Consider the following 14,141-nt stretch of genomic DNA (forward strand, 5'->3'; position numbering starts at 1 on the left):
GGGCTGCCATGACACAGACATCCCCCGGCGCCGCACGACGGCGCGGTGTGCTCTCCATCGACGAGGGCACCACGGGTACCCGTGCCGGAGTGGTCCTCGACTCCGGCGCCGCGCACGAGGTGTTCTACCGGTCGATCAAGGTCAGCCACCCGGACGACCTCTCGGTCGAGCAGGACCCGATGGAGATCTGGACGGCCACCGTCGAGGTGGCGCGCCGGGCCGTCGGCCGGGCCCACGAGGAAGGCATCGAGATCACCGCGGTGGCACTGGCCACCCAGCGGGCGACCGCGATGCTGTGGGACCGCGTCACCGGGCGGCCGCTGCTGCCCGCGGTGGTGTGGCAGGACCGGCGCCACGCGGCCGAGCTCATCGCGTACGGACCGAAGTGGGACGCCGCCCTCCTCGCCCGCCAGGGCCGTCCGGTCGGCGCCCGCGCCCCCTTCCTCTGGGCCGCCCGGCAGATCGCCGCGCATCCGGAGGTGGCCGCGGCCCACCGCGAGGGCCGACTGCTCTTCGGCACGGTCGACACCTGGCTGCTCTGGCGGCTCACCGGCGGCGCCGTGCACGCCACGACGCCGACGAACGCCGCGTCCACCGGTGGCTATCTCCTGGAGCGGCACGCCTGGGACGAGGAGTGGATCGCCCACCTCGGCTTCCCCCTCGATCTGCTGCCCGAACTCCGCTCCGACGACGCCGGGTTCGGCACCACCGACCCGGCCGTCCTCGGCATCGCCGTCCCGCTTGCCGCCTCCATGGGCGACCAGCACGCCGCGCTCGTCGCGCTCGGCGGCCTCGCCGCCGGGCAGGGCATGTGCGTGTACGGGACCGGCGCCTTCGTCGACGCGGCGACCGGGACCACGCCCGCCCTGCCGCGCCCCGACATCTCCGGGGTGCTGGCCCAGCCGGGGCGGCGGCAGGGCGGCGTCAGCCACTTCAGCCTGGAGGCGTACACCTCCACGGTGGGGTCGGCGCTGCGCTGGCTCTGCGACGACCTGGGCCTGTTCGCCTCGCCGAAGGAGCTCGGCGAGGAGGCCGGGCGCGCCCCCGCCAGGCCGGGCCGCACGCCGCGTTTCGTCCCCGCGCTCGCCGGGGTCCGTACGCCGGTCTGGCACCCGGAGGCCACCGCGGCCCTGACCGGGCTCACGCTCGCCACCACCCGCGCGGACCTGGCCCGCGCCGTGCTCGACGGGATCGCGCACTCGGTCTGCGACCTGATCGACGGGGTCGCCGACACCATGGGCACGCCGTTCACCCGGCTCCGCGTCGGCGGCGGCGTCTCCGGCAGCGACCCGCTCCTGCAGATCCAGGCCGACCTGACCGGACTGCCCCTCGAGCGGGTCGCCGACTCCGCCACCGCGAGCCTGCGGGGCACCGCGTACCTCGCCGGTGTCGCCCAGGGCCTGTGGTCCTCGCTCGAAGAGGTCGTCGAGGCACAGCCGCACGGCCGGGTCTTCGAGCCCGCGATCGCGGCGGCCGAGCGCACCACGCAGCGTTCGGCCTGGCGCGACGTACTCATCGCCCACCTCGGCGACCCGGCGCTGCTCCCCCTGAAGGACCAGCGCCCCGAACCCCCCACCCGCACCAGGAGTTGATGTTGTGATCACCATGCCCGCCAGGAAGCCGCGGCGCAGCGCCGCGGCGGCCCGCCGAACGCCCCTGCTGCTCGACCGGAAGGCCCTCAAGCGGCAACTGGCCGACGACACCTACGACGTGCTCGTCATAGGGGGTGGCGTCACCGGGGCGTACGCCGTGCTCGACGCGGCCTCGCGCGGGCTGCGCGCGGCGCTGATCGAGAAGGACGACTTCGCCTCCGGCACGTCGTCGAAGTCCTCGAAGATGGTGCACGGCGGCCTGCGCTACATCGAGCAGGGCAACGTCAACCTGGTCCGCCACTCGCTCCTGGAGCGGCACAGGTTCCGCAAGAACGCCCCGCACCTGGTGCACCGGCTGCCGTTCCTCTTCCCGATCCTGGAGAAGGAGGGCATCTTCGACGCCCGACTCGCCAAGGGCTTCGAGGGCCTGCTGTGGACGTACGACCTGGTCGGCGGCTGGCGGATCGGCAAACTGCACCAGCGGCTGACCGTCCCCGAGGTGCTCGCCCAGGCGCCGACGCTGCGCGCGGAGAACCTCAGGGGCGGGCTGATGTACTTCGACGCCCGTACCGATGACGCCCGGCTCGTCCTGACCATCGTGCGGACCGCGGCCGCGCTCGGTGCGACGGTCCTCAACGGCGCCAAGGCCGAAGGGCTGCTGACGCGACAGGGCAAGGTGGCCGGTGCCCGGGTCGCCGCGGACGGCGACACCTTCGACATCCGCGCGCGGGCGGTCGTCAACGCCACCGGCGTGTGGACCGACGAGCTCGACGCGAAGGCGGACGACGGTCACAGGCCGCAGGTCAGGCCCGCCAAGGGCGTCCACATCGTGGTGCCGTGGGACAAGGTGCGGATCAACTGCACGGTCACCGTGCCGATCCCGGGCCGGGCCCGCCGCGCGACCTGCACCCGCTGGGGCAACAGCGTCGTGCTCGGCACCACCGACGAGGACTACCAGGGCTCCCCCGACGACGTGCACTGCACGCGTCAGGAGATGGACTTCCTCCTGGAGGGCGCCAACACCGCCTTCGAGGGGAAGCTCACCCCGGACGACGTCGTCGGCTCCATCGGCGGTCTGCGCCCGCTGGTCGGCGGCAAGGAGGGCGCGACGCTCGACATGCGCCGCGACCACCACATCACCGTCGGCCGCACCGGCATGGTGACGGTGACCGGCGGCAAGCTCACCACCAGTCGGCACATGGGCGAACTCGTCGTCGACAAGGTGATGGCGGTCCTCGGCCGCAAGGGGAAGAGCCGCACCGCCGACCTGCCGCTGCTCGGCGGCGCGGGTCACGACACCGAGGCCGTCGCGGCCTCCGGCGGGATCGCCGCACACCTCGGGGAGCGCTTCGGTACCGAGGCCCGCTTCGTCGGCGACCTGATCCAGGACGATCCCGCGCTCGCCGAGCCGATCGTCGCGGGACTCCCGTACACCAAGGCCGAGGTGGTCTACGCGGCCCGCGCCGAGCTGGCCCGCTCGGTCGACGACGTGCTCTCCCGGCGCACCCGCGCCCGGCTCTTCGCCCGGGACGCGTCCGTGGACGCCGCCGAGGCCGTCGGCGCGGTCCTCGGCCAGGAACTGAACCTCCCGGAGGCCGAGGTGGAGCGTTCGGTCTCCGACTACCTCACGGCCGTCCGGCACGAAAAGTCCGTACTCCTCGAAGGGGCAGCAGCATGATCAGCCGTCAGACCATCACCCACCCGTTCAACCGGGGCAACTACACGATCGGCGCCCCCAGCTTCGCCAAGTGGGCACGGAACACGCCGGTCGGGGACGGCGACGCCGCCCTCCAGGTGGACCCGGTCGAGGTCCCCGAGACCGTGCTCGGGGCGCTGCGCGAGGCCGCGCACGCCGTGCACACCGCCCGCGAAGAGGTCGTCACCCGCACCCGTGACTGGTGGGCGGGGTCGATGATCGGCGAGACCGAGGGCCGTCCCGCGACGCCGGACGCGGTGGTCGTCGAGGCGGCCGACGCCGACCAGGTCGCCGCCGTCCTGCGGATCTGCCACGAGGCGGGCATACCCGTCACCCCGTCCGCGGGCCGCTCCAACGTCACCGGTGCGGCGCTCCCCGTCTTCGGCGGCGTCGTCCTCGACGTCTGCGGGCTGAACCGCATCACCGGCTTCGACGCCGAGTCGAACGTCGTGGACGTCCAGGCCGGGATGTTCGGCGACCTCTTCGAGAAGCAGCTCCAGGAGGAGTACGGGGTCACCACGGGACACTGGCCTTCCGCCTTCGCCGTCTCCACGGTCGGCGGCTGGATCGCCTGCCGCGGCGCGGGGCAGCTCTCCACCCGGTACGGCAAGATCGAGGACATGGTCGTCGGCGTGGACGTGGTGCACGCCGACGGCACGCGCGCCACCTACGGCGATTACGCCCGCGCCGCGGTCGGCCCCGACCTGCGCCAGCTGTTCGTCGGCTCCGAGGGCACCCTCGGCGTGATCGTCTCGGCACGGCTGCGGGTCCACCCGCTGCCGGAGTACGCCAGTGCCCTCGCGTACGGATTCACGACCTTCGCCGAGGGCCTGGACGCCTGCCGCAAGATCATGCAGCGCGGTGCGACCCCGGCCGTCCTGCGGCTCTACGACGCCCTGGAGTCGGGCACCCACTTCGGCCACCCCGAGACCAACCTCCTGCTCATCGCCGACGAGGGCGACCCCGCCCTCGTCGACGCCTCCCTCGCCGTGGCGGCCGAGGTCTGCTCGGCGTACGGTCCCGAGCTGGACAGCGAAGCCGTATTCGAGCGCTGGCTGGACGAGCGGATGCTGGTCGGCAAGTCCGCCGACGGCTTCACGCCGGGGCCCGGCTTCGTCGCCGACACCCTGGAGATGGCCGCGTCCTGGAAGGACCTGCCGGTGATCTACGACGAAGTGGTCGCCGCCATCGAGTCGGTGCCCGGCACTCTGGCCGCCTCCGCCCACCAGTCCCACGCGTACACGGATGGCGCCTGCGTCTACTTCTCGCTGCGCGGCGACGTGGCGCCCGAGGCGCGCCGCGACTGGTACCGCTCGGTGTGGGACGCGGCGAACGCCGTACTGATCAAGCACGCGGCGGCGCTCAGCCACCACCACGGCTGCGGGTTGCTGCGCGGCCCCTACCTGGAGGAATCCCTCGGAGCCGGCTTCGCGACGTTCGTCGCGGTGAAGAACGCCCTGGACCCGGCGGGCCTTCTCAACCCTGGCAAGCTGGGGCTTCCCAGCCGATTCGGTACGTCTCCGCTGAACTGAACGTAGGTACCGCCATGCCCCCTTCCCCCTCCCGGTCCTGTGCCGCACTCGACCCCCGGCTCACCGCGGCGTTCGCCCAGGTGCCGGTCGTCGCGTCCGTCGTCGGCACCCAGCCGCTGCGGCAGTTCCTGACCGCACCGGCCAAGGTGTGCATCCTCGCCTCGTTCGCCGTGGGGCAGCTGCCCCAGGTCGTACCGGCGCTGGGCCGGGCGGGGAAGACCGTGTTCGTGAACGTGGACAGCAGCCCCGGTCTGGCTCAGGACCGGGGCGCGCTTGAGTTCATCAAGAACATGGGCGCGCACGGCGTGGTCAGCACGCGGCTCTCCCTGATCGAGAAGGGCCGTCCGCTCGGTCTGCTGACGATGATGAAGGTGTTCGTCACCGACCGGTCCAACCTGCGCCGCTCCACGGACGCGATCTCGCGCGGGGCGCCGGACCTGGTCGAGATCATGCCCGCCCCGATCATCGCCCGGATGAGCGCCCAGGCGCAGCGCGCGATGTCCCCTTCGGTGGCCGCGGGCTTCGTGGAGACCCCCTCGGACGTGGCGCTCGCCCTGGCCCTCGGGTCGAGCGCCGCCGCCACGTCCGATCCCCGCCTCTGGAGTCTGCGCAGGGACCAGCTTCCTCCGGTCCCGCCCTCCGCCCTGAAGAGGCCCACCGCACCCGAGGAGTAACCCCATGACCTTCGTGGTCGTAGCCCGCTACCGCACCAGAAGCGGAGCGGAGAACACCGTCCTGCCCCTGCTCGACACGGTGGCCGCCGCCTCCCGCCTGGAGCCCGGCAACCTCGCCTACCGGGTCCACCAGGGCACCGAGGACCCGCGCGCGATCGTGCTCTACGAGGAGTACGCCTCCGAGGCGGACTTCGCCGCGCACTGCGCGACGCCGCACTTCCAGGAGATCGTGCTCGGCAAGGTCGTCCCGCTCCTGGAGAGCCGCGACGTCCTGCGCTGCGCCCCGCGTGGGGAGGTGGACGCGTGAAGACCCGTGCGGTGGTGCTTCGCGGCATCGCGAAGGACCGCCCGTACTCCGGGACCCGCCCCGTCGAGGTGGAGGAGCTGGAGCTCGGCGCCCCGCGCGAGGGCGAGGTACTGGTCCGCGTCGCCGCCGCCTCGCTCTGCCACTCGGACCTCTCGGTGGTCAACGGCGACCGGGTCCGTCCGCTGCCGATGGCCCTTGGCCACGAGGCGGTCGGTGTCGTCCAGGACACAGGACCCGGCGTTTCCCGGGTCTCCCCCGGCGACCACGTGGCGCTCGTCTACGTACCGAGCTGCGGCTTCTGCGCCGACTGCGCGGCGGGCCGTCCCGCCCTCTGCGCGAAGGCCGCGGCGGCTAACGGCTCCGGTGCGCTCCTGCACGGCCCGCCCCTGCTGACCGACGCCTCCGGCGCCCCGGTCCTCCACCAGCTGGGCGTCTCCGCGTTCTCCGAACACGCCGTCCTCGCCCAGGAATCGTTGGTGCCGATCCCCAAGGACGTCCCGTTCGCCGTCGCCTCGATGTTCGGCTGCGCGGTGCTGACGGGCGCGGGCGCGGTGATCAACACGGCGGCCCTGCGCCCCGGTCAGTCGACGGTGGTCTACGGCCTGGGCGGCGTGGGCCTCTCCGCGGTCCTCGGCGCCCGCGCCGCGGGCGCCTGCCCGATCATCGCGGTCGACCCGGTCGAGGAGAAGCGCGAGCTGGCCCTGCGGCTGGGCGCGACCCATGCGTACGCCCCCGACGACGCGGTCCGACAGATCCGCGAACTCACCTCCGGCGGAGCCGAGTTGGCGGTGGAGGCGGTCGGCAGCGCGCCGGTGATGGCGGAGTGCCTGACGGCCGTGGCCCGGGGCGGCAAGGTCGTCTCGGTCGGCCTTCCCGCGCCCGACCGGGTCCTGCAGGTGCCCGCCCTCGCGTTCGCGGGCGAGGGCAAGTCCCTCCTTGGCTCGTACATGGGTGACGCGGTGCCGCGCCGGGACATCCCGAGGTTCCTGGACCTGTGGCGCGCGGGCCTGATGCCGGTGGAGCACATGCACAGCGGCACACTCCCGCTGGCCGACATCAACACGGCGCTGGAGGAGCTGGCTTCGGGCCGGGCGATCCGCCAGGTCATCGACACGTCGGGCATGCTGGGCGCCTGAGATCGGACCAGGCTCAACCGCCCAAGGGGAGGAACGCCGAGTCGGAAGGGTCGAGAGCCCACCCTCCGCCGCCGGGAAGGCATTTCAGCGCGGTGTCGGCCGTGCCCGACGCGTTGGTGCCGGTATTGAAGTTGGCATTGGGCGTGTTGGGCAGCAGTCCCATGTAGTACTGCCCGCTCGAAGTCCACACGCACTGGTGCAGGTTGAGGTACTGATGGTCGGCCAGGTCGAACGACTTGACGGCGGAGTTGGCCAGGAGCAGCCGCCAGCCGCCTCCGCCGGGGCCACAGTTGAGCTTCGTGTCGGCCGTGTCGGAGACGTTGGTGCCGGTGTTGAAGTTGACGTTCGGAGTGTTCGGGAGGACCGCCGTGTAGTGCTGCCCGGGTGAGAAGTACACGCACTGGTGCACGTTCAGGTACCGACCGGCGGTGAGGTCGAAGGCCTTCACCGCGGAGTTGGCGGGCGCCGGCCTCCAGCCCCCGCTCCCGGGTCCGCAGGAGAGCGTGGTGTCCGGCGTGCTGGAGGCGTTCGTGCCGGTGTTGAAGGCGGTGTTCGCCGTGTTGGGCAGCACGTTCGTGTAGTGCCCGCCGCTCCCGACGTAGACGCACTGGTGGAGGTTCAGATAGCGCGCGGCCGGCCGCACTCCGGGCTGCTCCGCCACGGCGGTGCTCCCCAGGGACAAACCGATGACTCCCGCAACCGCTGCCGCGACAAAGGAAAACCTGCGCATGGCGCGCTCCTCCCGAACCGACGACGCCGCCCCATGACGGCATGCACTCACCAAGCTACTGACGCGAGGCGCGGAAGAACGCACGAGCACATAAGAGGTAACCCGTATGGCCTAGACGGTTCCTGACGGACGACGCAGAAGGCGATACCGACCTCAGGCCCTTAGCCCAGGAACGACAACCGCACCTGCCGCCTCGGGTTGTCCCGGTTCGTGTCGACCAGGCACACCGACTGCCAGGTGCCGAGCTCCAGGCTGCCGCCGACGACCGGCAGCGTCGCGTGGGGCGGTACCAGGGCGGGCAGGACGTGGTCGCGGCCGTGGCCGGGGCTGCCGTGGCGGTGCTGCCAGCGGTCGTCGGCGGGGAGCAGCGTGTGCAGCGCGGCGAGAAGGTCGTCGTCGCTGCCCGCGCCCGTCTCCAGGACGGCGATGCCCGCCGTGGCGTGCGGGACGAAGACGTTGAGGAGGCCGTCGCGGCCCGCCGCCGCCTCCCGCAGGAAGCGCTCGCAGGCGTGGGTGAGGTCGACGACCGTCTCGGCCGAGCCGGTGTCGATGGTCAGGACCCGGGTGGTGAAGGCATCGGACATGGCTCCATCCTCCCCCATCGCACCCGCTGATCGCCGACGGCACCTTCCGAGCACTGATACGCGGCGTCCGCCTTTCGAGACGGCATTGACCCTGCGTACGCGATCTGGCTACGTTCTGCGGCATGTTGCGTTCAGCCTTGCTCACCACGCGCGGTCACATCGACCTGCTGCGGGTGGCCTCTTCCGCGTGTCGTCGCGGCTGCTGACGCCCTCTCACCCGCTCTTCCCCTCTCCTTCCCGCCCGGTCGGCCGGGCGCTCTCCGCCGCTCCCGCGTGATCTCTGTGTGCGCATGCCCTGTGCGTGCGCCACGCGCGCCCGAGTGCCGCTGACGCGCGCCGTCCCGCCCCGGCCACCCCTCCCCCGCCGTGGAGCACCCATGAGCACCAGTCATGCGCCGCCGCATGCCTCAACCGACATTTCCGGTATATCCAAGAATCCGGCCCTCGACGACGCGCCCCGCGAGGACGCGCCCGGTCCGGAACTCGTCCCCCTCGTCCCCGCCTCGAGCCGCCGCACCCACGTCCCCCGCTGGCTGCGCCGCACCTCGGGCCCGCTCCTCCTGCTCGCCCTGTGGCAGGTCCTCAGCTCCACGGGCGCGTTGACGGACGACGTGCTCGCCCCGCCCGGCACCATCGCGCGCCTCGCGGGCGACATGATCGCCGATGGATCGCTGCCCTCCGCCATGGGCGTCTCGCTGCAACGCGTCGCCGTCGGGCTGCTGTTCGGCACCGTCGTCGGCACCGCGCTCGCCCTGGTCGCCGGGCTCTTCCGGATCGGCGAGGACCTCGTGGACGCCAGCGTGCAGATGCTGCGGACCGTGCCGTTCGTGGGGCTGATCCCCCTGTTCATCATCTGGTTCGGCATCGGCGAGACGCCCAAGATCGCCATCATCACGCTGGGCGTCTCCTTCCCCCTCTACCTCAACGTGTACGCCGGAATCCGTGGCGTCGACGCCCAGTTGATCGAGGCCGGGGAGTCGCTCGGGCTCTCCCGCTGGGGGCTCGTGCGGCACGTCGTCCTGCCCGGAGCGCTGCCCGGCGCCATGACCGGGCTGCGCTACTCGCTGGGCATCGCCTGGCTGGCCCTGGTCTTCGCCGAGCAGGTCAACGCCGACGCGGGCATCGGCTTCGTGATGGTCCAGGCCCGTGACTTCCTGCGCACCGACGTGATCGTCGTCTGCCTGATCGTCTACGCCTTCCTCGGCCTGATCGCCGACTTCATCGTCCGCACCCTCGAAAGGCTGCTGCTGCAATGGCGACCGACGTTCACCGGCCGGTGACCACCCCTGCGGTGAACGCCCCCACGGGATCCGCCCCCTTCGCCGTACGCGTGGACGGCCTGACCCGCTCCTTCGACGGGCGCGCCGTGATCGACCGGCTCCACCTCGACGTCAAGCCGGGCGAGTTCGTGGCGCTGCTCGGACGCAGCGGCTGCGGCAAGTCGACCCTCCTGCGCATCCTCGCCGGACTCGACCGCGACATCGAGGGCACCGTCCTCGTACCGCGCCGCAAGGCCGTCGCGTTCCAGTCGCCGCGGCTGATGCCGTGGAAGCGGGTGTGGCGCAACGTGCTGCTCGGCCTGCCCGGCAAGCCCCGGCGCGATGTCGCGGAACAGGCGTTGACCGAGGTCGGCCTCAAGCACCGCACGGACGCCTGGCCCAAGACGCTCTCCGGCGGCGAGGCCCAGCGCGCCTCGCTGGCCCGCGCCCTGGTGCGCGAGCCCGATCTGCTCCTGCTCGACGAGCCGTTCGGCGCGCTCGACGCACTGACCCGGATCAAGGCTCAGCGCCTCGTCGACGAGTTGTGGCAGCGCCGCGGCTGCGCGGTGCTGCTCGTCACGCACGACGTCGAGGAGGCCGTGCTGCTCGCCGACCGCGTGCTCGTCATGGATGAGGGCGTCATCGCGTACGAGAGGGAGATCGATCTGGACCGGCCGCGCGGGATCGCCGATCCGCGGTTCGCCGAGATCCGGGCGGAGCTGCTGCGGCGGCTCGGCGTGGAGCAGCCCGATGCCACCCAAAACCCTTCACACAACGTCTCCTGACGGCCCCTCACACCCCACACGCCTCCCCCCCTCTCACGAACGGATCTCACACCACAGCCATGCGACGACCACGCCTCGCCCCAGCCGCCCTGCTCCTCCCCCTGGCCCTGCTGCTCGCCGCCTGCACCGGCACCTCGTCCGCCGACACCTCGTCGGGCGGTGCCGGTGGCTCGGTCGACGGCAAGGGGTCGCTCACCCTCAACGTCGGCGACCAGAGGGGAGGTTCGGAAGCGGTGCTGCGTGCGGCCGGGGAACTCGACGACCTCACGTACAAGATCCGCTGGTCGACCTTCACCTCCGGGCCCCCGCTGCTCGAAGCGATCAACGCCAAGGCCGTCGACCTCGGCGCGGTGGGCAACACGCCGCCCGTCTTCGCGGCGGGCGCCGACTCGAAGATCTCGGTCATCGCCGCGAGCCACGGCACGGCGAACGGCGAGGCGATCCTCGTCCCGAACGACTCGCCCCTGAAGAGCGCCGCGGACCTCAAGGGCAAGTCGGTCGCGGTGGCGCAGGGTTCGTCGGCGCACTACCAGCTCGTCGCCTCCCTCAAGAAGGCCGGGCTCGACTTCGACGACATCAAGGCCAAGTACCTGCAACCCGCCGACGCGCTCGCCGCCTTCACCGGCGGCAAGGTGGACGCCTGGGCCGTCTGGGATCCGTACACCTCGCAGATCCTCCAGCCCAAGAAAGGGCGCGTCCTGGCCGACGGCGAAGGCGTGGTGAACGGGATCAGCTTCCAGGTGGCGGCGCCCGGCGCGCTCGGGGACGAGAAGAAGTCCGCGGCGATCGACGACTACCTCAAGCGGCTGCGCAGGGCCCAGGCCTGGGTCTACAAGCACCCGCAGGAGTGGGCGAAGGTCTGGGCGAAGGACACGGGTCTGCCGTACGAGGTCGCCCTCGCGTCGGTCAAGCGCAGCAACGGCACCCGCGTCCCCGTCGCCGTGGACAAGAACGTGATCAGCACCGAGCAGGACATCGCTGACACCTTCACCGACCTGAAGCTGATCCCGCGCCGCATCGACTTCGGCGACTTCGTCGACACCCGCTTCAACGGCGGTCTGCCGCCCTCCACCACCGCGCCGCGCACGTACCCCGAGGAGAACTGACGATGACCGTCCACCTGCACTGGTTCCTGCCGACCGGCGGCGACGGCCGCACCCTCGTCGACCGGCACGCCTACACCGACGGCGGCATCACGCGCTCCCGCGTCACTCCGGTCAGCGGTGTGCGGGCGCCCGACATCGAGTACCTCGCCCAGATCGCCAAGGCCGCCGAGCAGTTGGGCTTCGAGGCGGTGCTCACGCCGACCGGGACGTGGTGCGAGGACGCGTGGCTGACGACGGTCGCGCTCGCCCAGCACACCGAACGCCTCAAGTTCCTCGTGGCGTTCCGCCCCGGCGTCATCTCCCCCGTGCTCGCCGCGCAGATGGCGGCGACCTATCAGCGCATCACGCGCGGACGGCTGCTCCTGAACGTGGTCACGGGCGGCGACTCGACCGAACAGCGCCGGTTCGGCGACCACTTGGACCACGACCGCCGCTACTCCCGCACCGACGAGTTCCTCTCGGTCGTCCGCGGGGTGTGGAGCGGGCTGCCGTACGACTTCGACGGCGAGCACTACCGGATCGACGGCGGCCTGACCGCGCTGCCGCCCGACCCGCTGCCGGAGATCTTCTTCGGCGGCTCGTCGGCGGCCGCCGGGCCGGTCGCCGCGCGGCACAGCGATGTCTATCTGACCTGGGGCGAGCCGCCGGAGCAGGTCAAGCAGAAGATCGACTGGATCCGCGGGCTCGCCGAGCGCGAAGGACGCACGGTCCGCTTCGGCATCCGGCTGCACACGATCTCGCGCGACTCCGCGGCCGAGGCGTGGGCGACCGCGAACCGGCTGCTCGACGATCTCGACCCGGACACCGTGGCGGCCGCGCAGGAGGCGCTCGGCCGCAGCGAGTCGGTCGGCCAGCAGCGGATGCTCGCGCTGCACGGCGGCTCCCGGGACAAGCTGGAGATCGCGCCCAACCTGTGGGCGGGCGTGGGCCTCGTGCGCGGCGGCGCGGGCACGGCGCTCGTCGGCAGTCACGCGGACGTCGCCGACCGCATCGAGGAGTACCACGCCCTGGGCGTGGACCACTTCGTGCTGTCCGGCTATCCGCACCTGGAGGAGGCGTACTGGTTCGGCGAGGGCGTGAGCCCCGACCTGGCGCGGCGCGGTCTGCTCGCGCGCATTCCGGCCTCGCCCCTGGGCGGGGTGCCCGCGGCGAACGGCCGTCCCGCGTCCGCGCCCGGCGGCGCGCCGCTGCTGGTGGCCGGCGGACGCTGAGGGCCTCGGGCCCCGGGCGGCGCGCCCGCCCGGGGTTCGTTCGGGGGGTCGGTCGGGGTCCGGTCGATATTCCCGATGTACCGCCATGCGGGAACAGCATGGTGAATACACCGTGATGAGCGGAAACGCCGCATACGAATACGCACCCGCCCATCACAAAGCGTAAGTTGTGACCCAGCTCACACCAACAGCTGTAAAAGATCTTGATTGGGCATATCCCCATCCCTGTTTCCCTGTGACACGATGCCAATGCGTTGGCACTGACCGCCCCTCTCGGGTGGTAGCAGTACGGCAAGTAGCTTCTCCAAAGTTTTTAGCTAGCCGTAATTCGGGGGAACAAGAATGCCCGCAATGATTGTCATCGGTTACCGGGACGACCTTGACCTGGCGCTACGGAGAAGGGGATTGACCCCTTTCTACATCGTGCCGCGGCCCGCAGTCCCGCCCCAGGGCATCGACTTCACGTCCGTCTCCGACATCGAGAACGCCCATGAGATTCTGCGCGCGGTGCTCGCGGCGCGAATCGAGGACGTCGCAGGAGTTCTCAGCTGCCACGAAATGGGCGTCTTCGGGGCAGCCTATCTGAGGCAACAGCTCAACCTTCCCGGAAATCCTGATTCAAAAAGGGTCCTCCACTTTCGGGACAAGTACCTCCAGAAGAACAGCCTGCCGCCGCACGTGCGCCGCGCGCACTGCCGGTACGTGCCGAGCGGCACCACCTTCGAGGAGCTCGCCACCGAGCTCGGCAACCCCTTCGTCATCAAACCGGCGAACGGAGGCGGCTCGCTCCGTACGACTATCGTGCGCTCGCCGGAGGATTACGAGCAGGCTCTGAACCCCTTTCCCGACCGCTCGGACGTCGCGGTCGTCGCGGAATCCTTCATCGACGCCCCGGAGATCTACGTCGACGGCGTCTGGGGCGACGGGGGCCTGCGGTGGTGGACCCTGGTGGGGTATCACGCCTCGCCCCTCAGCGCCGCGCAGGGCGGCATCATGGCCGCGTACATCCTGGACAGGAGGCTGCACGCGGCACTGTACGAGCAGGCGGAGACGCTGGCCACGGACGCGCTGAAGAGTCTCGAAGCGCCCGACTGCGTCTTCCACCTCGAAATGTTCAAGGAAGCCGAGGGGCTGACGTTCGGCGAATGCGCACTGCGTCTCCCCGGTGGCCTTTCCCCGCGATGCAATGAACTGACGTACGGCGTCAACCTCTTTGACATCGAGATCAGCCTGGCTCTCGGCGAGGGAGTTCCGCCGATCGAGGCCGACCCGAACCCCGAGCGCTTTCACGCGCATATTCTTCTGCGCCCCTCGACCAACGGCACGGCGACCCAAGCCGATTTCGAGCGCGCCTTCCAGCTCGACGAGATCTCCTACCCCTCGACGCCCGACGCGCGCGTGGGCCCCTACGGGATGGTCGGTTACGCGATCGTTTCCGACGCGGACGAGGCGACGTTGCAGAAGAAGATCGAGGACATCGTGAGATTCAACGAGGTCTGCTGAGAACGCCGCGCCCCTGACGCCGATTT

14 protein-coding genes are annotated in these 14,141 nt (G+C 71.2%); 12 read left to right on the forward strand and 2 right to left on the reverse strand.

From position 1 onward, the window contains the following. Positions 1-8 precede the first annotated feature (8 nt). Genes KY5_RS02490 through KY5_RS02515 form a run of 6 tightly spaced genes read left to right on the forward strand, consistent with a single transcriptional unit; the run spans position 9 to position 6,937 of the window. Positions 9-1,592, forward strand: coding sequence for an FGGY family carbohydrate kinase (locus tag KY5_RS02490; RefSeq protein ID WP_098240624.1), 1,584 nt, complete (start codon positions 9-11; stop codon positions 1,590-1,592). Positions 1,593-1,596: 4 nt separating this feature from the next. Then, positions 1,597-3,270 (forward strand): glycerol-3-phosphate dehydrogenase/oxidase, encoded by a 1,674-nt coding sequence (locus KY5_RS02495; protein WP_098240625.1) that lies wholly within the window; start codon positions 1,597-1,599, stop codon positions 3,268-3,270. Beyond that, positions 3,267-4,820, forward strand: coding sequence for an FAD-binding oxidoreductase (locus KY5_RS02500; protein WP_098240626.1), 1,554 nt, complete (start codon positions 3,267-3,269; stop codon positions 4,818-4,820). Before KY5_RS02495 ends, KY5_RS02500 begins: the two co-directional genes overlap by 4 nt. A 14-nt stretch (positions 4,821-4,834) precedes the next feature. Further along, on the forward strand, positions 4,835-5,494 hold the full coding sequence (locus KY5_RS02505) for a glycerol-3-phosphate responsive antiterminator (RefSeq protein ID WP_098240627.1): 660 nt from the start codon (positions 4,835-4,837) through the stop codon (positions 5,492-5,494). Between the two features lie 4 nt (positions 5,495-5,498). Beyond that, positions 5,499-5,801 carry a putative quinol monooxygenase gene (locus KY5_RS02510; RefSeq protein ID WP_098240628.1) on the forward strand — a complete coding sequence of 101 codons (303 nt, stop codon included), beginning with the start codon at positions 5,499-5,501 and terminating at the stop codon, positions 5,799-5,801. Next, positions 5,798-6,937, forward strand: coding sequence for a zinc-binding dehydrogenase (locus KY5_RS02515; RefSeq protein ID WP_098240629.1), 1,140 nt, complete (start codon positions 5,798-5,800; stop codon positions 6,935-6,937). Before KY5_RS02510 ends, KY5_RS02515 begins: the two co-directional genes overlap by 4 nt. A 13-nt stretch (positions 6,938-6,950) precedes the next feature. Here the strand turns inward: KY5_RS02515 and KY5_RS02520 are convergent, their stop codons facing one another. Beyond that, positions 6,951-7,598 carry a hypothetical protein gene (locus KY5_RS02520; RefSeq protein WP_159072466.1) on the reverse strand — a complete coding sequence of 216 codons (648 nt, stop codon included), beginning with the start codon at positions 7,596-7,598 and terminating at the stop codon, positions 6,951-6,953. Between the two features lie 230 nt (positions 7,599-7,828). Beyond that, on the reverse strand, positions 7,829-8,251 hold the full coding sequence (locus tag KY5_RS02525; RefSeq protein WP_098240631.1) for a secondary thiamine-phosphate synthase enzyme YjbQ: 423 nt from the start codon (positions 8,249-8,251) through the stop codon (positions 7,829-7,831). Positions 8,252-8,373: 122 nt separating this feature from the next. Between KY5_RS02525 and KY5_RS43190 the strand changes: the two genes are divergently transcribed. The 6 genes from KY5_RS43190 to KY5_RS02550 all read left to right on the forward strand — a co-directional run bounded on the left by KY5_RS43190 (position 8,374) and on the right by KY5_RS02550 (position 14,115). After that, on the forward strand, positions 8,374-8,457 hold the full coding sequence (locus KY5_RS43190) for a putative leader peptide (RefSeq protein WP_355809829.1): 84 nt from the start codon (positions 8,374-8,376) through the stop codon (positions 8,455-8,457). Between the two features lie 171 nt (positions 8,458-8,628). Then, positions 8,629-9,531, forward strand: a complete 903-nt coding sequence (locus KY5_RS02530) for an ABC transporter permease (protein ID WP_098240632.1) — start codon at positions 8,629-8,631, stop codon at positions 9,529-9,531. Continuing rightward, positions 9,504-10,295, forward strand: a complete 792-nt coding sequence (locus KY5_RS02535; RefSeq protein ID WP_098240633.1) for an ABC transporter ATP-binding protein — start codon at positions 9,504-9,506, stop codon at positions 10,293-10,295. The genes KY5_RS02530 and KY5_RS02535 overlap by 28 nt, the downstream gene beginning before the upstream one ends. Before the next feature lie 59 nt (positions 10,296-10,354). Continuing rightward, positions 10,355-11,401, forward strand: coding sequence for an ABC transporter substrate-binding protein (locus KY5_RS02540; protein WP_098240634.1), 1,047 nt, complete (start codon positions 10,355-10,357; stop codon positions 11,399-11,401). A 2-nt stretch (positions 11,402-11,403) separates the two neighbouring features. Next, positions 11,404-12,612: an LLM class flavin-dependent oxidoreductase gene (locus KY5_RS02545; protein ID WP_098240635.1), complete on the forward strand. Its 1,209-nt coding sequence runs from the start codon at positions 11,404-11,406 to the stop codon at positions 12,610-12,612. A 351-nt stretch (positions 12,613-12,963) separates the two neighbouring features. Next, the gene (locus KY5_RS02550; protein ID WP_324959592.1) at positions 12,964-14,115 is read left to right on the forward strand and encodes an ATP-grasp domain-containing protein; all 1,152 of its coding nucleotides are present in this window, start codon (positions 12,964-12,966) and stop codon (positions 14,113-14,115) included. Positions 14,116-14,141 lie beyond the last annotated feature (26 nt).

The sequence above is a fragment of the Streptomyces formicae genome, from assembly GCF_002556545.1.
Lineage (GTDB): Bacteria > Actinomycetota > Actinomycetes > Streptomycetales > Streptomycetaceae > Streptomyces > Streptomyces formicae_A.